Raw genomic sequence first — 24,828 nt, forward strand, 5'->3', positions numbered from 1 at the left:
ACTTCCTATATCGTTATGGTCTCGGCTTTTTCTTTATAGTTGCAGTTTTCGCTTATGCATTGGTAAACAGCGCCTTTATTCTTGAATTTCTTTTGTACCAGCATACTTTCACATTTCGGGCACTTCTTTTCGGTCGGCAGGTCCCAGGTAACGAAATCGCAGTCGGGATAATTACTGCACCCATAAAATTTACGACCTTTTTTGCTTCTGCGCAATACCAGTCGGCCATCGCAGTGCGGGCACTTGACCCCCGTTTCTTCCAACAAAGGTTTGGTATTTCTGCATGCAGGAAAACCGGGACAGGCCAGGAACTTGCCGTAACGGCCCATTTTCACCACCATGTTGCGGCCGCATAATTCACAAATTTCTTCTGTCACTTTGTCTTCCAGTTCTACCTGGCCGATAACCTTTTCAGCTCTTTCCAATGTATCCTTGAAAGGCAGATAAAAGTCTTTCAGTACTTGGACCCAGTCCATATCGCCTTCTTCGATTAAATCAAGTTTTTCCTCCATGGCAGCCGTAAACTGGATATCAATAATATCAGTAAAGTGCTCTTTTAGCAACTCGACTACAACCATGCCTAATTCAGTAGGATGAAACTGTTTCTGTTCTTTGACAACATACCCTCTTTTCTGAATTGTCTCCACGATAGGCGCATATGTACTTGGCCGTCCTATACCATGTTCTTCCAGAGCCTTGATTAGAGTTGCGTCGGTATACCTGGGCGGAGGCTGGGTAAAATGCTGCTTCGGCACCAGTGATTTGGCAATCAGCCTTAATCCTTCTTCCAAATTTTCCGGCAGTGTTTTTTCTTCCTCATTGTCATCTTCATCTTTGCCCTCAGTATAAATCTTCATATATCCCGGAAACTTGATAATTGAACCATGGGCCCGGAATGTATAATCCCCTGCTTCTATATCAATACTGGTTGTATCGAGGACGGCAGGACTCATCTGGCTACTGACAAATCGTTCCCAGATAAGCTTGTAGAGCTTATATTGGTCTCGGCTTAAAAAATTCTTTATCTGGTCCGGCTCCCTAAAAACAGATGTGGGGCGGATAGCCTCATGAGCGTTTTGTATCTTACCCTTAGTTGTAAACTGCCTCGTTTTCTCCGGTACATACGCAGTACCGAATTTCCCTTTTATATATTCTCGTGCTTCCGCCTGGGCCGTTTCAGCAACCCTGGTGGAATCTGTTCTGATGTAGGTCACCAAACCAACGGTTCCCTCAGGCCCTAAATCCAGGCCTTCATATAACTGTTGTGCAACCTGCATGGTTTTCCGCGCAGGGAAATTAAGCTTGCGGTAGGCTTCCTGTTGCAGGCTGCTGGTAATAAAGGGCGCTACCGGATTTCTCTTTTTTTCCTTTTTCCTTAATTTAGTAAGAAGGAAAGAAGCATCTTTTAAATCGTCCAGTATTGCCTGGGCTTCCGCTTCACTGCCGATGTGGATCTTTTCTTTGCCTTTTTGCAGCAATTTTGCCTCTATGGTCCATTTTTTATCTGTCCCGGTAAAAACTCCGGTAATATCCCAGTACTCTTCCGGAACAAAGGCTTTGATTTCCTCTTCGCGGTCACAGATCAGCCGTACGGCCACAGATTGTACCCGGCCGGCGCTGAGACCCTTTTTTACTTTCCGCCATAACAGCGGACTCAGGTTATATCCCACCAAGCGGTCCAGAATTCTCCTCGCCTGCTGAGCATCTACCCGGTGCCGGTCAATAGTCCTGGGCTCTTTGATGGCATTGACGATAGCATCCTTGGTAATTTCATTGAATTCTATCCTGCATTTATCTTTTTCGTTTATATCCAGGTAATGCATCAAATGCCAGGCAATGGCTTCACCTTCACGGTCCGGGTCCGGTGCTAGAAGAACCTTGGAAGACTTCTGGGCCGCCTGCTTTAAATCCTTAAGTATTTCTCCTTTTCCCCGAATAGTTATGTATTTGGGAGCAAAATCATGTTCAACATCGACGCCAACCTGGCTTTTGGGTAGATCCCGGATATGGCCCATAGAAGCCTTCACCCTATATCGTGATCCCAAAAACTTGCCAATAGTTTTTGCTTTGGCCGGTGACTCGACAATAACCAGAACCTTGGACAAAACGTAATCACCTCATCTGATAGCTATTATAGCCACTAACCCTTTTTTTTAACATATATAGAATGAATCAATGGTTTAGAACTCCATTATCATTTGAAAAATAAATTATACGTTGCTTACAAATAACTGTCCGTCAATTCGTTTGACAAGTCCCTTCAGTTCCAGAAAGGTCAACGCAGCGCTTACCTCCGCGGGATTTATCCCGGCTTTTTCCACTATCTCTTCTATATTGACCGGTTCCAAGGTTAAACAGGCTAAAATCCTTTGCTCAGCGGGATTTAGATCAAACTCCTCCCTTTTTTCCTGCCTTCCCCTGTCCAATCCGTATTCTTCAAGAATGTCCCGGGCACTTTCAACCAGTTTGGCCCCCTGCTTTATTAAACTGTTGGTGCCTTTGCTCAAGAGGCTCGTTGCCGGGCCGGGCACGGCAAAGACATCCCTTCCCTGCTCCAAAGCCAGGTCGGTCGTAATTAAGGACCCACTGTTCTGAGCTGCCTCCACTACCAGAACTCCGTCGGCCATCCCACTGATAATTCGGTTTCTCATGGGAAAATGACTCGGTTGTGCCTTTGTCCCCGGGGGAAACTCAGAAACTACGGCGCCATGAGTGATTATATTATCCATTAACCTTCTGTTTTCCCTCGGGTAAACAATATCTACCCCTGTACCCAGTACAGCAACAGTGCGCCCGCCGCCTTCGAGGCAGCCTTTGTGAGCAGCAGAATCAATTCCCCGGGCCATACCGCTTATTACTGTTACCCCTGCTCCGGCCAATTCCCTGGCTATTTCTTCTGCCATTTTAAGTCCATAAGGAGTACACCTCCTCGCCCCTACAATGGCAATGTTTAAACAGTCGTCATCAGGCAATTGGCCCCGAACATACAATACGTAGGGAGGAGTGGCAATATTTTTTAGCCTGGCCGGGTAGCAGTCATCTTCAATAGTATATACCGATATACCCTGTTCTGCAAGAATATTAATCTCTTTCTCCAGGTCGGTCCTCTCACGCAAACTAATCAATTCATCAATTGTCTTGGTAGGAATTTCTTTAATACAGTAAAGCAAGCTTGGTTTGGCTTGCCATACTTCTTTCGCCGACCCGAAATAGGAAATCAGCAGCTCCAGCCTGCGCGGGCCAATACCCGGTAATCTGCTCAGGCCAAATAAAAATTTCCGGTTATCCATCATCCACCTCTAAAAATCAGTAAGCATAAAACTCATGCTAACTGTTTTTCGGGATGATTTATACTTTTCCTGCCTGGCAGGCAAAATTTTGTTACGTGACTAATGTCAGAAGCCCTGCGAAGGACTGTTCCCGGTGCAGTATAGGACGATACAAATCACCCACCTTTTTAATCCGTGGAAAAATAGTTTTGATGTTAAAATCTTCTGGTTCAATATCACCGGCCCGGACCTCATCCCACGTCAACGGAGTGGAAACCGGCGCTCCGGGGTGCGGCCGCAGGCTGTAATGAAAGGTCATAGTGTGGCCCCTGGTATTCTGACCGTAATCCAGATATACTTTACCTGCCCGTTTGTCTATAGACCGTTCGAGCGTTGTTTTTTCCGGGTAAACAGCATGTATGTGTTCAAATAAAAACCTGACCCCTTCTCTTACCTGGGCATAAGTAAATTCAGGCCGCACAGGAAGAAAAATATGCAGTCCCGTAGAACCTGATGTTTTCGGATACCCTTGGAGACCAAACCGGTCCAGGGCTTCTTTAACCAACATAGCCACATCCAATGTATCCTTAAAAGTAGCCGGGGGAAAAGGATCTAAATCAAACACCACAATGTCCGGGTAGTCCAGCCTTTCCTTCTGAGCCATCCAAATATGCAGTTCTATACAGGCCTGGTTCGCAAGCCATACTAAGGTAGGCAAGTCATCACAAACAATGTAATTGACTACTTTATTCTCACGTTCCGAAACCAGCGGATAGGTTTGCACCCATTCGGGCGTGTATTCAGGAGCGTCTTTTTGGTAAAACATTTTTCCGGTGATTCCGTCAGGGTAACGGCTCATAATAAAGAGCCTGTTTTTGATATAAGGAAGAATGTAAGGGGACATATCTACATAATACTTTATCAAATCAGCTTTTGTATAACCATCGGGCCACATTTCCTTTTCCAAATTTGTTAAGCGCACTTCTTTCTCTTCTATTTGTACGATCTGACAGGTCAAAAACAATCACTCCCACAAAATATGAGTTCAGTTAACTTTGCTCAAAAATACATTGAGCCGGAGGAATTTCGACAAAAGCCTGAATGCTTGGCTGCCTGAGTGTATGCCCCTCTGTCCATTCAATATACCTGATTTTAGCCGTTAATTCCGGTTTCACCCAGGTAACATTTTTTACCCGTGCAGGTTTATTGACAAAAGGACATTCACCGCTTACTAAGGGTTTAATTCGTTCAGTCAAATCCCTCCATTCGGCCCTAGTCAATTTACCCGTACCGGCGTGGCCTATGTACCATAACTGACCGTCCCTGTCGTATAATCCCAGGAGAACAGCGTTAATGATATTACCCCTATAGGTTGCCCCTCCAATCACGGCCACCAAATCACGATAGTTTTTCAGTTTACGCCATCGGCCATCTTTACCTTTGATGGTATATCTGCTGCTGATATCCTTACAGACAATCCCCTCCAGGCCCTGGGCCTTTATGGCATCGAACAAAATTTCCGCTTCGCGGAAATTTTCCACTAACTGCACATCCTCTTGGGGAACTATGCATCGGTTCAGGATTTCCTGACGTTCTTCAAGAGTACGGCCAATAATCCATTCCCCATTAAAGTAAAGAACATCAAAAATCATATAAACCAGAGGAATGGCTTTTCGGACATGGCCCACTTTTTCGGGCTGCCTTATGCCGTCCCTTTTCATTACTTCATGAAAAGAAGGTTTTCCCCGGCGGAAAGCAATGATTTCACCATCAAGAATTATTGACGAAGCAGTACAAAAACGCCTGATTTCAACAAATTCGGGAAACTGTACCGTTCTTTCATGTTGCCTCCGGTTATATAACCGGACAGAATGTCCGTCATAATATGTAAGAACACGGACCCCATCCCATTTTACCTGGGCTATCCATTGTTCGCCGTGCGGAATTTGTACTGCACTGACTGGTTCAAAGGGAACTACCGGTGTAAACTCCATGTGCCCCTCCTTTTTTTACAAAAAAACCATTTTCAGGACGTTTTGCGGACCCTTTTTTTCCTGGGTTTTTCTTCTATTTGCTCCTTCTGGGCCTGCCGCCTTTCCTTTTCTGTTTTGGCCAGTTCTATACTTTCCTTTAGGGCTTCCATTAAATCGACAACTTTCCCAGTTTCGGGTCTGGGCGCAACTTCGATTTCCTCGCCGGCAATTTTAGCCTGGATCAGGTCCAACAAGGCTTGCCTGTACTCATTAGTGTACTTTTCCGGGTAGAAATGCTCTGACAAACTACCGATAAGTTGTAAAGCCATTTTACGCTCGGTTTCGTTTATTTTTACTTGGTAATTAAGTTCCGGCATTAAATCCACGGAACGAATTTCATCGGGATAATGCATGGTGGCCATCAAGATAGCGTCCTTATAAACTCGTAATGCCACAATGGCCTCCTTTGATCTTATCACTACTTTGGCTATAGCAATCTTATTGGCTTCCTTCATGGCGCTCTTTAATAATTCGTAGGCTTTCTGCCCTCCGTCACCCGGAGCCAGGTAATAGCTTTTGTCAAAATAGATGGGGTCTATTTCTTCCATCTCCACAAAATCTATTATATCAATTGACCTCGCTGTCTCCAGAGGCAGTTTCTCAAAATCCTCGTCCCGCAAAATTACATAGCGCCCCTTTTCGTATTCATATCCTCGTACGATTTCTTCCGGTGGAACTGTCGTCTCACAGGTTGGGCATACCCTTTCATATTTGATAGGTGTCTTGCATTTTTCATGCAGGTAATTGAACTTCACATCCTTATCTTCTGTTGCTGTATACATCTTTACCGGCACATGCACCAGCCCGAAGCTGATGGCCCCCTTCCATAAGGTCCGCATACCACACCCACCCTCTTTGTTTTTCATATTTTAACCGGAATCTTTTTGCTGCTTTAGTTGCCTTTACTTTATTATCACCTGGGCGATGATCAAAAATGTACATGAACCCCTTTGACTTCCTAATCAAACAATGGTAAAATTTGTTTCAAGAAATGGAGGTATGGGTATGTACTTTACAAGAAAAGGTGAAATAAATACCGATGAAACCATCAGGTTAGCTCTGGAAAAGGCGGCTGAACTAAAGATAAAGCATTTTGTGGTCGCTTCGCACAGGGGCAAAACAGCCGAAAAACTGTTGAACAAGGGGGTTCAAGTTGTCTGTGTCACCCACCATGTAGGTTTTTCGGGTCCCGGAATCGATGAAATGACTCCGGAAGTGCGCAAAAAGTTACTTGATGCAGGATGCAAGGTATTAACCACTACCCACCTATTTGCCGGGCTGGACCGGGCTATCAGAAACAAGTTCGGGGGAGTGTACCCCACGGAAATTATGGCCCAAACCCTGCGTATGTTCGGCCAGGGCGTGAAAGTATGTGTTGAAATAGCTGGTATGGCTTTGGATGCAGGACTTATTCCTCATGGCGAAGATATCATAGCCATCGGCGGCAGCGGTACCGGCGCTGACACGGCTATTGTGGTAAGACCTGCTCATTCTAACCATTTTTTTGATACTCAAGTCAAACAAATTATTTGCAAACCCATGGAAATATAAATTAAAAGGTGTGCATATTTTAGCACACCTTTAGTCATTGAAAGGCAGTTTAACAACTACGCGGGAATTGTCATCATTTAAAGCCATAATCAGGTCTCCATGGTGGTTTTCTATAATCTGTTTAATAACCCTTATACTGAGGCTGTCATGGCATTCAAAAACATCAAATCCATGCTTAAATATTTTTTTTTCGAAATCTTTTTTCTCATTGCTGCAAACCTTAAAAATGATTTCATTATAGCCTGCTTCCTTTTTAGATTCAACAGTAATAAACAAAACAGTTCCTTCGGCCATCGCCTTAATCAGATTTTTCCCCAGGTGATATAAAGCAATTCTCATCTGGTCAAGGTCCACCTTAGCATAGGCCAAGGTATCTTCGAATTTTGTTATAACCTGAACCCGGTTATCAACGGCCTCTTTAGCCAGTAATGGCAGTATTTCGTCCACAAGTTTGCTTAAATGTACCCATTGTTTTTTGGGAAAAGTAGGTTTTGTCAGTAACAAAAACTCCTCTATCAGGTTTTCTATAATTTCTGTTTCCTTCAATATTCTGTTTATGTACTGCCATTCTTTGCACCCTTTTTCGAATTGCTGTCTTAGTAATTGGCTAAAACCTTTGATCCCGGTCAAGGGATTCCTTATTTCGTGAGCAATACCGGCGGCAACCTCCCCCAAAGCAAGTATTATTTCTTCCCATTGTTTTTGTCCTATTTGGTGTTTTTTCCCTTCCATCGATGTGGCTAATTTCTGACTGAGTATGCGGTCTGCTGTACCCACCATAATTATCACCGAAAACCTCTCTTTCCATTTTATACCTTTTACATGTATCTCTGATTCAAAAAAACTTACATCTTTTTCTACCTCCAATGCCTTAATTCCTTTAAATTTTGGTTAAAATAAATGTTGATTTATGAGAAATTTTCCCGAATTTGGGTGCACGCAAAAAAAGCGCCTGTGCAGGCGCTTTTTTATACTTTAATCAGATTATATTCCCTTGTACCCAGGCCAATTTCCGCACCGTACGCCAGTTGCACGGCCCAGTCAATCATGGGGTGTACGCCGCCAAATTTATCGTCTATATCGAAATGGTAACCGTCCAGCCTGGTATTGGGAAGGGCTTTTTGTTTATTTACCAGATCTACACAGGCCTGGTCAAGAGCCACAGGGTCCATGGAGGCCAGAATACCTACATCATTTACAATAGGCGCATCGCTCCACCCACAGCAATCGCAGTCCGGCGTAACATTCATTACAAAGGTAATAAACCCCACTTTGCCTTTTTTGTTAGCCATTGCACCAATACAGTATTCAACCATTTTTTCCTGAAAATCATCGGGGTCCGTTTTCCAGTTAATTGCTATCGCATGAGCTGGACAAGTAACGGTGCATTCGCCACAGCCAATACATTTTTCTTCAGAGATACGGGCAACTTTTTCGTTTACCGTAATGGCATCTGCAGGACACCAATGGGTGCATTTGGTGCAGCCAATACATTTGTCAGCATCAACTTTAGGCAGGACACTGGAATGCATCATTTGCTTTCCACTGCGGCTGCCCGTACCCATACCCAGGTTCTTGATTGCTCCGCCAAAACCCGATGCTTCATGTCCTTTAAAATGTGAAACCACTAACATTGAATCAGCATGGTAAACGGCGCTGGCAATATTAACTTCGCTGAAATGTTTGCCGTTTACCTTGACTTTTACGTAGTCTTTGCCGTTTAAACCATCGGCAATTATTAGGGGAGCATCCACGACAGCATAGTCAAATCCGTTTTCTATGGCTGTCCGCAGATGGTCTACAGCGTTTGAACGAGTCCCTACATATAAAGTATTGGCGTCGGTCAAAAAGGGTCTTCCTTCACATTCCTTTACCTTTTTCACTAATCGCCTGAAGAACTGCGGCCTGATATAGGCGGTGTTTCCTGATTCGCCAAAATGTAATTTAACAGCTACCAGGTCTTTAGGCTGAATTATATTTTTAAACCCAGCCCTGTCAAATAACTTTTCCACTTTGTCCAACAGGCTTTCTCCATTTTTGGCTCTCATATCTGTAAAATATACATCGGCAGCCATTTGATCCCTCCTCGCTTGCTGGCTACTATTTGTTAAATAATAAAGTATTCTGCTTTAATCGGACTTTTCCTCTTTTAAAATTGGTAAAAAGGCAAAAGAGGCCATCAACAATGGCCTCTCTAAGCAAGTTATTTGGCGAATACGTGATTTCCGATTACCCTGGTTACCGGCAGGGTCCTAATCCAATTATCCGTACTCGTTTTCGGGTTATAGAAGAACAAAGCCCCTGAAGTAGGGTCTTTTCCTTCGATGGCCTCTTGAGCAGCCTTAATTGCTGCTTCACTTGGCTCCATATTGATGGTTCCATTACTTACGGGAGTAAATTGATATACCCCATTGGTCTTCTGATAGATGATTTCCCGTATGCTGTCGGGAAACCGGTCGCTGGCCAGCCGGTTCAGGATAACGGCCCCTACAGCCAGTTTGCCTATATCATCCTCGCCCCGGGCTTCGGCGTGGATCAACCTGGCCAATAATTCTATATCTTCCTGTGAAATATAGGTATTGACCTTATTGCCCATAGCCGGCTCCGTCATATTTCTTTTTTTACCGGGAATTATTAAATTTTGCCCCGGGAATATTAAAGTATTATTCATTCCGTTTACGGACATCAATTCATTCAACGAAATCTTATATTTCCGGGCAATTCTAAAAAGATTATCACCCTTTTTTACTTCGTAAACCCGGCTTTGCGAAGGGATTTTCAGTACCTGGCCCGGATAAATTACCGTAGTGCCCAAATCATTGGCGGCCATTATTTCCTGATGGTTTACCCCCATTAATCTACTTATTTTATACAAATTATCGCCAAATCTCACTTTATAGCCAGTACCGGCATACGCAGACCCTGTCACGGTAACCATAATAAGGGTAACAATCAGTAAAACAGTAATTCTTCTCATCATTCAACCTCCTTGCATGATTGTACCCAGTATTATTATGGTCAATTCAGGGAGTTTTTAACCATTTTGTTTTTTTCTGGTACTTATACCTCCAGGGTCGCTAAAACCGGCAAATGGTCTGACGCATCGGAATTGATCACTTCCAAACTGTAATCCACAATATTCTCGGAAACCAGTATATAATCTATACGGGCAGTCGGGTTGTCGGCAGGAAAGGTGGGTCCGCTGTTTACGCCCAGATCTCTGACCAAACCTTCCAAAGGTCTCAGTTCATCAGTAAAGGCGTTAAAATCCCCCATTAAAATAACCGGTGTACGTTCACCCCTGATAAGACCGGCCAGGGTTTCTATCTGCCCGACTCGTTCTTCCTTGTTTAAGCCTAAATGGGTAACCACGACTGTCAGCTCAGTACCGGGCAGTTGTATCCTGGCCTTAATACAGGCCCGGAACTCTATTTTGGAATGTAGTTTTATACATTCCCAGGCTATGATAGGAAATTTTGACAAAATGGCGTTACCGAAAAAACCGAAGGGCCCGATTTTGATGGCAGGGCCAAAAACATAGTATGGAAACCCGTTCTGGGCCAGCTTTTTGGCCTGGTCCACAAACAGTGTACGGGGGCTCATTTTTTCGACTTCATTTAAGCCGACTATGGAAGGCTTGTAAACCTCAAAAAGGTTGTTAATTTGCGGCAAAGAGTCTTTTTTGGACAACCCTATACAGGAATGAACATTATAAGTCATTACCCTTATAATCATATCTGTTCCTCCGGATTACCTTTCTTTGTTTAATATTATGCCCCTTAAGCCCTTACGGGCACTGCTAATCCGGAAGTACAGGTTACAGGACGAACTTTTCTATAACCTCAATTACTCCCCGCCAGTATTTACCCTTGGCCACGTAATCGGCATATCTTTTCGCCCCTGCCGCCGCATTGCCTACTGCTACTCCCAGCCCGGCCCGCTCCATCATCTCCACGTCATTTGCTTCATCACCAATGGCTATAGTCTCCGCGGGGCTTATCCCCATTACCCGGCACAGTTCTGCCACGGCAAAACCCTTCGAAACCTTGGGGTGAGCTACATCCAGGAAAAAAGGGCGGGAATTGGCTAAATAAAGTTGGCCCGCAAAACGGTCCCTGAATATGGTTGTCCATTTTTTTATTTCTTCCGGCTCCGCTCTTAATGTTATCATAATCGGGTCCTTATCCAATACGGAAGCAAGACGCCTGACATAAACAAATTTCACGCCCAAAGCGTCAGCATAAGGCCGCGTAAAAACCTCTTCTGTATCGGTAAAAACAATATCATCCCTGAAAATAAACCGCATCACAGGCTGCCCTTCAGTTAATTCAACAATTTCTCCCGCTTTGCCTTTCGGCAGAGGTACTTCCATCATCGTTTCATCGGTAACGGGGTTTCTGATCAAAGCGCCGTTATAGGTGATTAAAGGCACCTTTAGCCCCAGTTCCCTGGCATACTGAACTGCCGATGGATAGAGCCGGCCCGTGGCAAAAGTAAACTCACAGCCCCTGCCGCGCGCTTTTATAACCGCTTCTTTCAATTCGGCAGCCAGGGTGTAAGTTTGGTCAAAAATTGTGCCGTCCAGATCGGAAACTATTAATTTATATTTTCTTAGGTCCTTCATTTTCTTAACCCCGCAGTCAATTTCTAAACCGGTCGAGGACCTTAAAATATTTCTTCCGCCAGATTTAATAGCGCGTTTATTGCCGCCACAGCAATAGTGCTGCCGCCCCTCGTACCGATCATGGTAATATATGGAACAGGGGTGTTCATCAGTTCTTCCTTGGATTCCCTGGCCCCCACGAACCCAACTGGCGTACCTACTACCAGGGCCGGTTTTATTTTATCCTGCTTGATAATCTCGCATAAAGTAAACAAGGCTGTAGGTGCATTGCCTATGGCGACAATCGCTCCGTCAAGCAGTTCCGCTTTCATTTTCATGGCCACCATCGCCCTGGTCTCACCGGTTCTTTTGGCCTCTTCAATGACAATGGGGTCTTTGATAAAACAGTACGTGGTCATGTTAAACCGGGCCAGCTTCCGCGAATTTATTCCCGCCTGCAGCATATGCACATCGGTAACTACAGGCCTTCCGGCCCGGATAGCTTTAAGCCCGGCCTCAACGGCATCGGGACTTATCTTTATTAATTCAGGGCAGCTTAAATCGCCGGTAGTATGGACAATACGCCTGATAATTGCCCGTTCTCCTTCCGGCATCTTCCTCAGAAAAGGGAGACTGTTTTCGATTATCTGCATGCTCGTTTTTTCAATATCAATCGGGTCCCTGACAAAATCCACCTCAGGATACCTCCTTAATCCGGTCCAGGAGTACACCGACAATCCGGTCGTCGGCGCCCAGGTTTTTGGCAAGCACTATTTCTACGCCCGGGTTCTTGTCTTTTTGTTCGGCAATTACTGCCGGAATATCTTCCTGCATATGTATTCCGTTATACAGAAACAGCGGTAAGATGATGACTTTTCGCGCCCCTTTGGCTATCACAGTTTGTATGGCTTCCGGCAGGTCAGGCTTGTTGAACTGCAGTGATGCTATTTCCACAATACCGTCACCCAGGCTTACCCTGACCATTTCCGCTATTTTCTTTAAGGTCTCCAATGCTTCCGGGGCCTTGCTGCCGTGGCCCAGGATGATAATCCCTCTGTCCATTAAATTACCCTCCTTAATATTTCATCAATCACCGTAAAAACATTTTTCCCCAGCGTTTCAGGCCTTTTTATTACCAGAACGGGAATACCCAGTTCCAGGGCGGCCGATATCTTTGTGTCAGCCCCTCCGACGGAACCGGCGTCTTTTGTAACCACCACCCCGGCCCCGTAATCCTCAAACATGGCTTTATTTAAACTATGGCTAAAAGGCCCTAAAACGGCAATTACATCTTTTGGCGTCAACCCCAGGGCAAAAACCTGTCTGAGAACATCGGCATCGGGTAAAACCCGGGCTACCACCCGCACCCCGAGTTTTTGGGCTTCCGCCACAAAAGGCACAAGTCTTTTACTTCCGATAGTTAGAAAAATGTTTCCTTTGTTCTTGAAAGCCAATTGAACCGCCTTTACAGCGGCTTCTTCATAAGAATCAACTTTCTCCACCAAAGGGTCCCCGCCGACCACTGCGGGCCTTTCGTACCGGTAATACTCTATACCCATTTCCTCGGCCACAGCCGAAGCCAGTTTGGATATTTCCTCGGCATAGGGATGGGTGATGTCAATGATGATATTAATCCCTTTATCTCTAATCAGTTGCACCAGGCTTTGTCTGTCCAGGCATTTCCGAACCACTTGCGCAGATTGTTCCCTGGCTAATTGCATGCCGTAATCGGATGTAACCGTTGTTATAAAAGGCTTGCCTGCAGCCTTAAGCCTTCCGGCCAGTACACCCGCTTCCTGAGTGCCCCCAAGCAGTAAGATCATAAGCTGTAGCCCCTGGGCGTTATCATGAGTTCTGCTGAGCTAAAGGTTCTGTTGTTACCAATTAAAACAACGGTAAACATATCGATAGGGTGCTTGAGGAATTCGGCCAGGGTAGAAACGGTTACTTCTTCATTACCCCGTTTGGCATTTCTTACAATGCCTACAGGAGTATTACCCGGTTTATATTTAAGAAAAATTCGCTGCGCCTCTTTAATCTGTTCTGTCCGCTTTTTACTCACGGGATTATATAACACCGTAACAAAATCTCCTTGAGCAGCATATTCCAGCCGCTGAACTATTGTCTTCCAGGGTGTCAAGAGGTCGCTCAAACTGATTACGGCAAAATCATGCATTAAGGGCGCTCCCAAAGATGCCGCGGCAGCATTGGCAGAAGTAATCCCGGGAATAATCTCAATATCAATTGCTTCCTGAACACCCATTTTCAGCGCTAATTCCAGGACTACGCCGGCCATACCGTAAATACCGGGATCGCCGCTGCTAATAACAGCCACGGACCGTTTTTGCAAAGCTATTTCAATGGCCTTTTGGCAGCGGTCTACTTCTTTCATCATTCCGGAACTTATTACTTCCTTGCCTTTGACCAGTTCTGCTACCAGGTCTATATAAGTCTTGTAACCGACAATGACTTCCACTTGCTGCAGTGTGCGGTATGCTTTTATACTCATCTGATCCAAATCGCCGGGGCCGATACCGATTACTGCTAAATATCCTCTGCTATTGCCACCGTTACACCCTTCCCGGAGGTTTTCGGCAAAATCAGTTTGCCCTGATTGCCCGTTTCCAACAAAGCCGCCGGTTCGCATACTCCATCAACTCCTAACTTTTCTTTTACAAATTCTGACCTGGTCAGTTTCCCGGATTCCTTGCCACTAAAGACTTTCTGCAGTTCAGCGGGGGAATAAAATTGCACCGGTATATTCCATTCCCCGGCCAGTTCCAGCAAGGCCGGTTCTTTCGCTTTCAAATCCACCGAAGCAATGGCCCGCACACTTTCAAAAACCACATTGGCTTTTGCCAGCGCATCAATCACCGCGTCACGTAGAGCAGCTTTACTGACCCCTTTTCGGCACCCGATGCCCAATACCAGGTTCTTTGGCCGCAGGAACAATGTATCATCTGAATTACCCGGCAAAAACCTGTTGGTTACCACCACTCGGAGTGCCCCCGCATCCTCAGTGGGTTTGAATTGATACACAGGAAACTGTACGACGTTTTTCGGCAGGGACGTATTTATTTCTTCATCACAATAGAGATGAACAAGGGCACAGTTAACTATAGCCGCATTGACCTTTTTTACAAGAGAAAAATCGCCCACTGCCCATCCCTTTTCTTTGGCCATCATCTCAATAGCCGGTAGCCCCTGAACGTCGGTGGCCGTTGTGATAACAGGGTTAGCGCCCATTTCCCGCGCCAGTTCGCTGGTCAGGCCATTGGCCCCACCCCAGTGCCCCGAAAGTACGCTGATCACATTGCATCCCTTTTCATCAAGCACTACTACCGCCGGGTCTGTTCTCTTATCCTGCAGATGGGGAGCAATTAATCGCACCACGATGCCCAGGGCCATTATACAAACAATTGCTTCATATTCATGCATCAGTTCAGCCATTAGGTCACGCAACGGTTTTCTGAAAGGGCTGCGGTGTCCGGGCAGCTTCAAAAGACTGTATTTACCGGGTACGAAAAACATAACCTGGTGTCCGCGTTTTGTCAGGGCTTTTTCAACTTCCGCCCCCTTTTGGATGCCTTGCTTGGTCAATGCAACTACGGCAACTTTCAACTCTGTCCCTCCCGGTAACCATGGCTGAAATTCTTGTCATACAATTTGGATAAGGCATACTGTCCCCGGAAGACATCACTGACTATAATTAGGGCTGTCTTGGTGATATTGGCTTCCCTTACCTTACCGGCTATGTCATCGAGGGTCCCCCGGACAATTCTCTCGTCCGGCCAGGATGCCTTTTGAATTACGACTACAGGTGTATCAGGCGGGTAACCTTCTTTTAATTCCTCTGCTACCTCTTCAATAGCATGCACGCTTAAGAAAATACACATTGTCGCCCGGTAACGGGCTAATTTGCGCAGCCGTTCTTTTTCCGGCACTTCAGTTCTTCCTTCCAGCCTGGTCAGGATCACTGTTTGCGTTACATCGGGCAGCGTGTATTCCTGCTTCAACGAAGCCGCTGCCGCGACGAATGAACTTACGCCGGGGATCACTTCGTAAGGTATATTCATATTCTTTAAAGCATCCATCTGTTCCTGTATTGCGCCGTATATGCTGGGGTCACCGGTGTGCACCCGGGCAATGATTTTTCCTTCGCGGCAGCCCTCTTTCATTACCGCCAAAACCTCGTCGAGATTCATATGGGCGCTGTTGTAAATTTTGGCTTCCGGGCGCGCATATTTAAGTATTTCCTTGTTTACAAGAGAACCGGCGTAGATGATTACATCGGCGCTTTCTATGGCCTTAGCTCCTTTGACAGTAATCAGTTCCGGGTCGCCCGGCCCGGCGCCTATAAAATATACTTTCATTATAATCTCCTCCAACCTGCTTTCCTGATAATCATAATGGACATATAGTCCTTGTCCTTGCCGACTAACGATTCCAAATCTGTTGTATAAAACTGGTCGGGATAACCACACCTGCTTACAAAAACTGCTTTGTCCAGCAGTTTTTCCTCCCGCAGCAGTTGTACCACTTCATCATAAATTCTATTTACCTTCATCAGAACAATGTTTTCAAATTTTTTGACAATCTCTTTGAGCTCTTCTATGCCGTAAGCTGCCGGAATAACGGCTAGCTTTTCTTCGCCTTCCGTTAGGGCTTCATTTATAAAGGCAGAACAAGCGGCAAATGCCGTCACTCCCGGAATTGTCTCTACCTCGATTTCCGGGTGGCTGCCTTTAATGCGTTCCAATAAATAGGCGTATGTACTGAAAAACATGGGATCGCCAATAGTAATAAAAGCTACCTGCCTGCCTTTCCGCAGTTCGCTTATTACCTGTACGGCGGCTTGGTCCCAGTGTCTGGCCAAAACTTCATTGTCGGTAGACATGGGAAACAGTAATTCCAGAATGTCAAACTGTTTGTCAACAGCCTTTTTGACAATGGATAATGCCAGGCTTTCTTTTTCAGCTCTTGACTTCGGTACACACAGCACATCGACGCTTTGTAAAACCCGCCAGGCTTTGAGCGTCAATAGTTCGGGGTCGCCCGGCCCTACCCCCAAACCGTAAAGTTTTCCTGCCATTGTTTTCCCCTCTCCGGTTTTTATTGGGAACTATCCCTACGGGCAGAAATCACATAAACTGGATTACTGCCTTTGAACATATGTTTTATGCCCAGCGGAGCCGCCTTAGAAACAGCAACCTGGGTAATTTCCACTCCTGTAAAACTTCCGGCCTTCAAAAAACTTACCAATTCGGCCAAATGCTCCAACACCAGTATATTAGCCACTAACCTGCCTCCGGGAAGCAAAACCTCTGTTATTCTTGTTAAGATTTCCCGCAGGTTTCCGCCGCTGCCGCCAAGAAAGACCACGTCTGGCCTGGGCAGACCGTGCAGTGCCTGTGGAGCGGTCCCGTGGATTATTTCCACATTTGTTAAACCAAACTTATCTATATTGCGGGAAATCAAATCAATACCGGCCTGCTCTTTTTCTATAGCATAAACTCGGCCTTCCGGAGCACAAATTGCCGCTTCTACGGTAAAAGAACCGGTACCGGCCCCAATGTCGTAGATAATAGAGTTTGGTTGTATTTTAGCCTGGGCCAAGGAAATAACCCGGACCTCTTTTTTTGTCATCGGCACATCGCCCCGGACAAAAAGTGCATCATCCACTCCCGGCGTACTGTAGGGCCACCTTTTTTCATTCATCCGGACCACCAACTTTATGCTCATAATTTACTATCACCATAACACTTCCCGGGTACCCCGGCGATTTGGCCAGGCTTTCCAGGCTAAACTCACGGACAAACTCATTACTGTATGACAAGTTTTGGCACACCCATACCTTTTTGCCCACCACACCGGCGACTATCAGTTCCTGCGCTACCACCGCCGGCGTCAGCCGGTAATCTGTCAGGGTAATAACTTTATCGTGGTTGCGCACCAGGTCAACCAGACCCTTGATTTCCCGGCCATGCACACTGGTAATCACCGCATCATGCCAGGATATGCGCAGCCTAGCACAGGCCAACTGGACAGAACTAATACCCGGAATGACCTCCATCTGTTCAGGAGAGAAATGCCTTAACAGAAAATTTAGAATACCGTACATGCCGGGGTCGCCGGAAGCCAAAATGGCAACTTTCTTTTCCTTTAAGTTTTTCTTGATAAAGTTCACTACATCCTCTAAATTGTTTTTGATAACAAAGGTGGATTTCCCTTCGCCTGCAAAAGCTTCTAACAACCGTTCTCCGGCAACAATTACCTCTGCCTCATCGATGACCTGCCGGGCCAAGGGAGTCAGATAGCTTTCGCTGCCCGGGCCCACACCAACTACCGTTAACAAATCTTCCACCCCAACTTCTTTCCTAATTCACGGGCATTAGCATCATAAGCAACAATATCACCCTGCATGGTAAAGAGAACCGTCCCCACCTGCAGGTCGCCGTATACATATTCTGCCGCCCGGCGGCTGGCAGCATCTGCGATGCAATTGAAAACCCCCAGCAGATTGTTTTCTTTCAATACCTGGTAACCTTCCTCCGCCGTGTTACTGCGCATCAATGTATCCACCACCTGCCGGGAAGCTCCCATCAAAGCTGCATGAGCCGCCAGGGTTTCCAGCCTGGCATCGGCCACCCGGTTATGGGTATGAAAACAGCCGGCCGCTATCTTGGTAAGCTTGCTATGGTGGCCAACCAATATGACGCCTTCAATTCCCTCTTTAACGCAGACTTCCAACATGTAGCCAACAAAGTTGCTCATCTGCGCCACGCAGTCAACGGGCAAGCCCAGCTTTTCCACAGCCCACTTCTCGCCGAGCCGGCCAGGGGTCAGGCATATCGTTCTAAAACCGTTTGCTTTAGCTATGGAAATCTGGGGCGCCAATGAACGTTTAAAGGAGTCTTCGGACATGGGTTCGACAATCCCGGTGGTCCCCAGCACAGACAGTCCATTGACAATGCCAAGTTTCGGGTTAAGGGTTCTTCTGGCTACTTCCTCGCCCATAGGGATGGAAATGCAAACCCTGGCTCCGAAGCCCTCCGGCAGTTCCCTTTTTACTGCCTCCGTTATCATCTGCCTGGGCACAGGATTGATGGCCGGCTGTCCTACCGGAACCTGCAGCCCGGGTTTTGTCACTGTCCCTACCCCTGGCCCGGACGTAATTTCCACACCGGTGCCGGGGATAAACGATACTTCGGCCACTATATCCAGCCCGTGGGTTGTATCGGGATCATCTCCTCCGTCTTTTACCACAATGCCAGTAGCTTTGTCCCCATCGAGCCTTACCGATTTAATTTTAACCACCAATTCCTGGCCGGTAGGGTTTACAACCTTGTAAAACTCCAACCTTTCTCCCCTGCTTAACAGCGCTGTTGCAGCGCCGGCCGCGGCAGCCGCCGAGGCTCCTGTTGTAATTCCGCAACGCAGGGCGGTGTTGTGGCTTTTTTTGCTTATTTCCCCCACCCCCTATAAGCGAAAATAACCCCAGCCTTCAACTGAGGTTATTAACTGATCAGATAAAAAAACAGACTCTGATCTCGTCTCCCAGCCTTTCACTCGAAGGTTTGACGGCAGACCGGAACAGGCAGGTCTCCTGGCTCACAGTTCATAGTCCCCTTGCGCCTTCCCGGGCAAACCGCTCAGTGGCAAAATGCAAGGTTTCTCCCTGTTACAGTGGCGGGACCGCGTTGGAATCTCACCAAACTTCCCTTTTCAACTCGTAAAGAGTCACCTGTTCCTGACTATTAAATTGAAAACACATTTTAATATTAAGTTCTACCACAAAAGAAAAATTCCTGCCAAAGTGTAATTATTTTTTGAATATCAAAGAAAACATGCTTTGAGGTAAAATTGTGGATAACCTCAAAGCATGATTTCCGGATATCAACAAAAGTATCCCTGAGGTTTGGGCAGAAACTTTTGTTCTTATTCTAAATTTCTCTGTCCGTGTTTTGGTCTTTGGACCTGCGCTTTTGTATCCTGATATCAGTATCAACCAACAACCGCACCACCTGGCACAATTGGACTATGCGGGAAGTGGTCCGATCTCCCAGGTGCTGTTCCAGTTCAGCCAGGTCCAGATTAGTTGTTATAACTGTGGGGAGTTGGTTATTTAACCTGTAATTTATTATTGAGTAAAGTTTATTCCTGGTCCATTCTGTATAATTATGCGCACCAAGGTCATCCAGGATAAGATATTTTACCTTCCGGGCCGTGTCCAGCAGTTCCTGTTCTGTGACATCGTGAACTCCATTGTCATAAGTTGCCCGTATTTCATCAAGCAGGTCCGGAACAACCAGAAATAAAAGTTCTTCACCATGCTCCAGTAAAGCATTGGCGATACAACAGGCCAGGAATGTCTTGCCACTACCCACATTGCCGGTAAACATGATACCGTCCGGGCGTTCCCCCTTCAGCGCCCTGTCAACAAACTGCCTGGCCAGCCGATAAGCGATAGCCGCATTTTCGTAATAAGAACGCCCACGGGTACTATCGTAAGAATTTTTATCATAATAGTTGGGGTTGAACTGGCTAAAGCTGCATTTCAGCATGGAAAGGCTTATCTTGGCGCTCTTAATTTTGGCCAGCAGACTTCTCTGTCTCATACACTGGCAGGGAACAGCGCTCTCTCCGCTCTCAGAGATAATTAAACCCCGGTCATGGCAAAGGGGGCACCCCCCTGTCTGCACATTGTTGACCGGAGCACTTCCATTACCTGGTAGATTGATATTTTTTTCCTGTCCAGGTTTGCGTAAATTCTCCAGGACAGAATAAACCTTGTCCATTGACATCCTCCTATTTAAACAATGACAATTCTACACACTGGTGAAAAATTTCTCTTTTGCATTGAAACATGCGAGACATAATCAAAGATATAAAAGACGGAATTTATCCTTCGCTTTCTGCTCAGCTTCACCCTGTTTGCCCCTTTTTCCCTTACTTGCCTGACGTTGCCGGAAGTTATTTTCATATTCCAGAACAGCTCTGACAGTTTTTAAATTATTTTTTTGCCACTCCAGCAAAATACTGTCTATATATTTAAAATTATGTTTGCCCATGAATACGGCTCTTTTTAGTGCCTCCAGAATCAATTCCGAAGAACCGTGAAAATCTTCCAACCAGGTACCGATTTGTTCCAGCTCCATAGGAGACATAGGCCGGCCAAACTCCTTTTCAAAGGTCTTGCAGACTTTGGCATATTCCGTCTTGGCAATGGTGGTAGAACTTCTTGTCTCCTTTAATTCCTTTTCTTTTAAAGCCTTTTTCATCTGCTGCAGGCCTTTTACTTTTTCACAGGCCCAAAACTCCGAGATCTTTTCAAATAAGGGTTCCAAACTATAGGTAGACATTACGTCGCCCGTTTCTTCATCATAATAATAGCAGACAGATATAATTTCTTTTTCTATCAAACCGGCCAGGTCGCTCTTTAATTTAAAGGAATCTCCGGTCATACACTCCGCCAACTGGTCAAGGGAAGGAAAAGGCTTATTATCAAAGGATTTTAACCTTAAAAGCTGAATAATCAGCATCATTTCGCTGTCAGTTACGCCTATCTTGGAATAATACTTTAACACCAAATTAGGTATGCTCGTATAACCCTGGGAAACCAGATCGTTACCGAAAGATGCAGTAATGTTCCCCTTTTTTTCTCCGCCTAACCGCATCTATGTAAACTCCCTTCCAGCGCATAAATTTATTTAACGATTTAACAATTATAAAATCTTGGTAATAAATATTGTTTTTTCTTCGCTTAAGTCTATCTGCCGTGGATAGTCGAGCCGGTTATTGTTTTTGTCGTAACATATCTTGACTATCGGCCTGGGCGCTGAAGTTTTCTGTACGTTCACAACTACCCCGATTTCACCGGTGCTGAGTTTGACCAGACTACCCAGGGGATAGGCCGATATACTGCTGGTAAAGGCTTTTACCACCCGCACATCAAAATAGAAATTTCCGGCGCCATAAAGATATTCCATGGCCTCATGAGGCAGGTACTTTTGTTTGTACGTGAGACCTCTGATCAAATCATCATAAACATCGGCTGTTTGCACTATCCGGGAAAAAAGGTCGATATTATCGCCGGCCAGCCTGTTTACATAACCGCTGCCGTTCCACCTTTCATGATGATATAATGCTACCTTGGCTATGGGTACGTCAAACCCATGTTCCCGCAAAATACGGTAGCCTTCTTTTACGTGTGCCTGAAACATTTGCGTTTCCTGCGGCGTCAAATCTTCTCTTTTGGCCAGTATCTCAGGCGGAACCGCTTTCTTCCCGATGTCATGGACCATTGCCCCAATGCCAAGCATATATAGCCGGTCAGGCGTAAATTTTAACGCGGCGCCAACGATAAGGGACAAAACGCATACTGTTATGGAATGGTCCAGCGTATCATCATCTATAGTGCGCAAGTCCAGAAAAAGCTCATGTACCTCTTTTGTTTCCATTATCTTGGCAATTGTCTCCGCTACCAGTTCGTATCTAAACTGCGCATCCTCCAGCCGGGAACCACACAGGTCGGCAGGTATAACAGTTCCAAGAATTCTGAGTGCCTGGGTATGTACTCGGTTGGTTAAAACTTCGTTGGGGTCAATAGGAATAGTATTTTCATCATTGACACATACCCGGGGAACCTGCATTTCCATTAATCGTTTTATAAGGTCCGGGGTCAACTTGGTGCCTTCCGCTAACAGAACTTTGCCACTTGCAGAATAAACCGATTCCGCAAGAATCATATCCGGTTCTAACTGGTCAACCTTTAATTGTTTCATCGATTTCCCTCCAACAATGTACAGTTGACAAACCTTTTGCCAATATGACTGAATTCTACATGTTGTGGCAAAATCCTGCCATTCTTTTCAGAAGTACCAATATTCCGATTTTTTCTAAAACATTATTTACCGTGGCCATTTATCTTGTTACATCACTCGATAATACTGGAACAGCGCCGCTCAAAGGTGGATAATTTTAATCCCATACCCTCCAGCAGCAGCACAGCCTCTTTAATACCCCGGCCCAATTCACTGATTCTATGACTGTCAGAGCCCGTCGTATATACAGAAACCCCGAATTCTTTTGCCAATAAAAGAATTTTTTTACCCGGATAAAATTCATTCTGGCCATGCTTTAAGCTTGACGTATTTATTTCCATCCCAATATTTCTTTTAGCCATCTCCTCAAGCACGGGTTCCACCAAACCTTCGTGGGCGTTTTCCACATCTATACCGAAGAATTTCAATCCATGCCGCCTGTACAAGTCCATGTGCCCTACAACATCAAAAAGACCTGTCTTCACCCCTTCCAGTAAAGTCGTGAAATACTTACGCACCACATCTGTCAACTGTTTTCCCGGAAAATAGTTATAACTCTCGCGGGCCGATGAAATGGCTACGTGATCTACACAATGTACAGACCCGATAACAAAATCAAAAGGATACCTGAGTACCCTGGCTATGGCGTCCTCCAACCCCAAATCATAGCCCACTTCCAAACCGTTCTTCACCTTTAGTCCCATCGGCGCATATTTATCCTGGGCCCGGACAATTTCTTCAAAATAACTGTCCAGCCAGTTCCCGGTCATGGGCGCCAAGGTACCGCGGCAGCGGACCAACCAGTCAAGATGTGCCCTTTGCGGGTCGCATTCAAAATGGGTCGTAAAACATATTTCCTTTAAACCTATTTCCAGGGCCTTTTCGCAATAGTTTTCGATGGAATAGTCGTCTGCGTCTATGGAATAATTGGGATGGACGTGATAATCAGCCAGGTAAATAGTTGAGCCCTCCCCGAATAATTTCAAATCTGCCGCCGTTTTTATATTCTCTGTTTCCATCCATCTTCCTCCTGTGAAAAATCAGCAAAAAAAGCGATGCCTCAAGCAACACCGCTATATTTCCCTACTGCTCTTGCTATTGTTCCGGTAATCCGTCACAATACTGCTTTATTCCTACTGCTATTGCCCGGGCTAACTTTTTTCTTCCTGCATAACTCGACAGTACTTCCCGGTCCCGTGGGTTCGTCAGAAAGCCTGTTTCCACCAAAACAGAGGGCATTTTGTCCCAGGCTATGACCGACAATCCTTTTTCCAGCATGTCGTTATCAGCGCCCCAATACAGGTTCAACTGCTCTTGGATATTGGAAGCCAGTCTCATATTGTTTTTGTTGAATTGAGTATAATACACTATGCCTCCCGAAGCCTGCTTGCTGTTGTTAGCGTTGCTATGAATACTTATTAATATATGGCCCTTCTCTTCAAGAGCAAATTCTCTTCTCCTCCGCAGGTTTTCCATCCACTGGACGTAACTCATTTTCTTGTCCGGCACCAGCGGCCCCTTTTCCTCCCTTGTCAGTACCGCTTTCGCTCCCATTCCTTCCAGTTCCTTTTTCAGTTCCCGGGCCAGGCTAAGGTTAATATCTGCTTCCTTCAGTGAGCCGACCATGGCCCCGGGATCTGCCCCGCCATGGCCGGGGTCAATTACAATAACCTTGTTTTTTATTCCCCGGTGATACATTTCTTCCTGCCAAGCGTATTCCCTGTATTTATTTAAGCCAATCCTGCAAATAGACAAAAGAAAAATAACACCGACAACCCACACCGGGAATGTCCGCCTTACAAAGCTCATAATAAATCAGTCCTTATGCGAATTAAATAGCATTAAATTACCGGCGCAAAGCGCCGGTAAAGCTTTTCCCGTTAACCCACATTTTTAAATTTATTTGACGGAGCGCCGCATACCGGGCATTTGTCGGGAGCGCTGCCCTCATGAATATAGCCGCAAACTTCACAGACAAAATAATCAGTATCAGCCTTCTGCTCCAACAAAGCCAAAGCCTTTTTATAAAGCTCAGCGTGTACCTTTTCTGCTTCATTGGCCAGTTCGAAGGAGCGTTTTGCCTGTTTGGCCCCTTCAGCATCAGCTTCTTTTATAAAACCGGGATACATTTCGGTAAATTCGTAAGTTTCTCCGTCAATGGCTGCCTGCAGGTTTTCCGCAGTAGATTTTATTCCCTCCAAAGCCCGCAGATGGCTGTGGGCGTGAATTGTCTCTGCTTCAGCGGCAGCTCTGAACAGTTTGGCCACGCCGGGATAACCTTCTTCATCGGCTTTCTTGGCAAAAGCCAGGTATTTACGATTGGCCTGGGATTCACCGGCAAAGGCTGCCTGTAAATTTTTTTCTGTACTCATTCTGATTCCCCCTTCACTTTTTTACTTTGACCTTTTGTTTATGGTAACATGTTCCACCCGCAAAGTAAACTGTCTTATTTCAATTTGATAAGAAATTCACAATCATGACCACCCGCTCAGCGGGTGGTTTGCTCTAGCCCTATAAGGGCATGTTACAGGCTGAGCCTAAAGGCTCAC

General features: G+C 45.7%; 27 protein-coding genes and 1 riboswitch. Of the genes, 1 reads left to right on the forward strand and 26 read right to left on the reverse strand.

The window, feature by feature from the left end; translation table 11 throughout:
• Positions 1-5 precede the first annotated feature (5 nt).
• The 5 genes from topA to ku form a co-directional block, all read right to left on the reverse strand.
• Positions 6-2,105: a type I DNA topoisomerase gene (topA, locus tag ACSNJE_RS11355; RefSeq protein WP_495252695.1), complete on the reverse strand. Its 2,100-nt coding sequence runs from the start codon at positions 2,103-2,105 to the stop codon at positions 6-8.
• Positions 2,106-2,210: 105 nt separating this feature from the next.
• Positions 2,211-3,290: a DNA-processing protein DprA gene (gene dprA / locus ACSNJE_RS11360; protein ID WP_495252696.1), complete on the reverse strand. Its 1,080-nt coding sequence runs from the start codon at positions 3,288-3,290 to the stop codon at positions 2,211-2,213.
• A gap of 91 nt (positions 3,291-3,381) precedes the next feature.
• Positions 3,382-4,287: a non-homologous end-joining DNA ligase gene (ligD, locus tag ACSNJE_RS11365; protein WP_495252697.1), complete on the reverse strand. Its 906-nt coding sequence runs from the start codon at positions 4,285-4,287 to the stop codon at positions 3,382-3,384.
• Positions 4,288-4,318: 31 nt separating this feature from the next.
• Positions 4,319-5,263: an ATP-dependent DNA ligase gene (locus tag ACSNJE_RS11370; protein ID WP_052216788.1), complete on the reverse strand. Its 945-nt coding sequence runs from the start codon at positions 5,261-5,263 to the stop codon at positions 4,319-4,321.
• A gap of 32 nt (positions 5,264-5,295) precedes the next feature.
• A complete protein-coding gene (gene ku / locus ACSNJE_RS11375) occupies positions 5,296-6,141 on the reverse strand; it encodes a non-homologous end joining protein Ku (protein ID WP_052216789.1) in 846 nt (281 codons plus the stop codon).
• A 166-nt stretch (positions 6,142-6,307) separates the two neighbouring features.
• Here ku and ACSNJE_RS11380 point away from each other — a divergent pair, with 166 nt between their 5' ends.
• A complete protein-coding gene (locus ACSNJE_RS11380; protein WP_052216790.1) occupies positions 6,308-6,853 on the forward strand; it encodes a pyruvate kinase alpha/beta domain-containing protein in 546 nt (181 codons plus the stop codon).
• A gap of 30 nt (positions 6,854-6,883) precedes the next feature.
• On the opposite strand, the gene ACSNJE_RS11385 is transcribed toward ACSNJE_RS11380, so the two are convergent.
• The 21 genes from ACSNJE_RS11385 to ACSNJE_RS11485 form a co-directional block, all read right to left on the reverse strand.
• Positions 6,884-7,720: a histidine kinase dimerization/phospho-acceptor domain-containing protein gene (locus ACSNJE_RS11385; RefSeq protein WP_474773024.1), complete on the reverse strand. Its 837-nt coding sequence runs from the start codon at positions 7,718-7,720 to the stop codon at positions 6,884-6,886.
• Between the two features lie 101 nt (positions 7,721-7,821).
• Positions 7,822-8,928: a DUF362 domain-containing protein gene (locus ACSNJE_RS11390; protein WP_052216792.1), complete on the reverse strand. Its 1,107-nt coding sequence runs from the start codon at positions 8,926-8,928 to the stop codon at positions 7,822-7,824.
• Positions 8,929-9,056: 128 nt separating this feature from the next.
• A complete protein-coding gene (locus ACSNJE_RS11395; RefSeq protein WP_495252698.1) occupies positions 9,057-9,830 on the reverse strand; it encodes a cell wall hydrolase in 774 nt (257 codons plus the stop codon).
• Between the two features lie 83 nt (positions 9,831-9,913).
• Complete coding sequence (locus ACSNJE_RS11400; protein ID WP_474773021.1) at positions 9,914-10,588, reverse strand: endonuclease/exonuclease/phosphatase family protein; 675 nt, start codon at positions 10,586-10,588, stop codon at positions 9,914-9,916.
• Positions 10,589-10,670: 82 nt separating this feature from the next.
• Positions 10,671-11,477, reverse strand: coding sequence for a Cof-type HAD-IIB family hydrolase (locus tag ACSNJE_RS11405; protein ID WP_052216795.1), 807 nt, complete (start codon positions 11,475-11,477; stop codon positions 10,671-10,673).
• 41 nt (positions 11,478-11,518) lie between these two features.
• Complete coding sequence (locus ACSNJE_RS11410; protein WP_495252699.1) at positions 11,519-12,151, reverse strand: precorrin-8X methylmutase; 633 nt, start codon at positions 12,149-12,151, stop codon at positions 11,519-11,521.
• A 1-nt stretch (position 12,152) separates the two neighbouring features.
• The gene (locus ACSNJE_RS11415; protein ID WP_474773020.1) at positions 12,153-12,518 is read right to left on the reverse strand and encodes a sirohydrochlorin chelatase; all 366 of its coding nucleotides are present in this window, start codon (positions 12,516-12,518) and stop codon (positions 12,153-12,155) included.
• Positions 12,518-13,279: a precorrin-6A reductase gene (cobK, locus tag ACSNJE_RS11420; protein WP_052216798.1), complete on the reverse strand. Its 762-nt coding sequence runs from the start codon at positions 13,277-13,279 to the stop codon at positions 12,518-12,520. The genes ACSNJE_RS11415 and cobK overlap by 1 nt, the downstream gene beginning before the upstream one ends.
• Positions 13,276-13,965, reverse strand: a complete 690-nt coding sequence (gene cobJ / locus ACSNJE_RS11425) for a precorrin-3B C(17)-methyltransferase (RefSeq protein WP_052216830.1) — start codon at positions 13,963-13,965, stop codon at positions 13,276-13,278. The genes cobK and cobJ overlap by 4 nt, the downstream gene beginning before the upstream one ends.
• A gap of 35 nt (positions 13,966-14,000) precedes the next feature.
• Positions 14,001-15,077 (reverse strand): cobalt-precorrin 5A hydrolase, encoded by a 1,077-nt coding sequence (locus tag ACSNJE_RS11430; protein WP_495252700.1) that lies wholly within the window; start codon positions 15,075-15,077, stop codon positions 14,001-14,003.
• Entirely contained in the window at positions 15,074-15,829 is a 756-nt protein-coding gene (gene cobM / locus ACSNJE_RS11435) for a precorrin-4 C(11)-methyltransferase (protein ID WP_495252701.1), read from the reverse strand. Before cobM ends, ACSNJE_RS11430 begins: the two co-directional genes overlap by 4 nt.
• Positions 15,829-16,548 (reverse strand): precorrin-2 C(20)-methyltransferase, encoded by a 720-nt coding sequence (gene cobI, locus ACSNJE_RS11440; protein ID WP_495252702.1) that lies wholly within the window; start codon positions 16,546-16,548, stop codon positions 15,829-15,831. The genes cobM and cobI overlap by 1 nt, the downstream gene beginning before the upstream one ends.
• 20 nt (positions 16,549-16,568) lie before the next feature.
• The gene (cbiT, locus tag ACSNJE_RS11445; protein ID WP_495252703.1) at positions 16,569-17,174 is read right to left on the reverse strand and encodes a precorrin-6Y C5,15-methyltransferase (decarboxylating) subunit CbiT; all 606 of its coding nucleotides are present in this window, start codon (positions 17,172-17,174) and stop codon (positions 16,569-16,571) included.
• Positions 17,167-17,820: a precorrin-6y C5,15-methyltransferase (decarboxylating) subunit CbiE gene (gene cbiE / locus ACSNJE_RS11450; RefSeq protein WP_474773014.1), complete on the reverse strand. Its 654-nt coding sequence runs from the start codon at positions 17,818-17,820 to the stop codon at positions 17,167-17,169. Before cbiE ends, cbiT begins: the two co-directional genes overlap by 8 nt.
• A complete protein-coding gene (cbiD, locus tag ACSNJE_RS11455) occupies positions 17,805-18,932 on the reverse strand; it encodes a cobalt-precorrin-5B (C(1))-methyltransferase CbiD (RefSeq protein WP_495252704.1) in 1,128 nt (375 codons plus the stop codon). The genes cbiE and cbiD overlap by 16 nt, the downstream gene beginning before the upstream one ends.
• Before the next feature lie 103 nt (positions 18,933-19,035).
• Positions 19,036-19,219: riboswitch (cobalamin riboswitch) on the reverse strand.
• A 180-nt stretch (positions 19,220-19,399) separates the two neighbouring features.
• Entirely contained in the window at positions 19,400-20,254 is an 855-nt protein-coding gene (locus ACSNJE_RS11460) for an ATP-binding protein (protein WP_474773012.1), read from the reverse strand.
• 81 nt (positions 20,255-20,335) lie between these two features.
• Positions 20,336-21,133, reverse strand: a complete 798-nt coding sequence (locus ACSNJE_RS11465) for a DnaD domain-containing protein (protein WP_052216804.1) — start codon at positions 21,131-21,133, stop codon at positions 20,336-20,338.
• Positions 21,134-21,181: 48 nt separating this feature from the next.
• Positions 21,182-22,240: an HD-GYP domain-containing protein gene (locus tag ACSNJE_RS11470; protein ID WP_052216805.1), complete on the reverse strand. Its 1,059-nt coding sequence runs from the start codon at positions 22,238-22,240 to the stop codon at positions 21,182-21,184.
• Between the two features lie 152 nt (positions 22,241-22,392).
• Entirely contained in the window at positions 22,393-23,298 is a 906-nt protein-coding gene (locus tag ACSNJE_RS11475; RefSeq protein WP_083436739.1) for a histidinol-phosphatase, read from the reverse strand.
• A 76-nt stretch (positions 23,299-23,374) separates the two neighbouring features.
• Positions 23,375-24,061 (reverse strand): N-acetylmuramoyl-L-alanine amidase family protein, encoded by a 687-nt coding sequence (locus ACSNJE_RS11480; RefSeq protein WP_495252705.1) that lies wholly within the window; start codon positions 24,059-24,061, stop codon positions 23,375-23,377.
• 98 nt (positions 24,062-24,159) lie between these two features.
• Entirely contained in the window at positions 24,160-24,651 is a 492-nt protein-coding gene (locus ACSNJE_RS11485; protein WP_052216807.1) for a rubrerythrin family protein, read from the reverse strand.
• Between the last annotated feature and the right edge of the window lie 177 nt (positions 24,652-24,828).

The organism is Thermincola sp. GK-1, assembly GCF_059412445.1.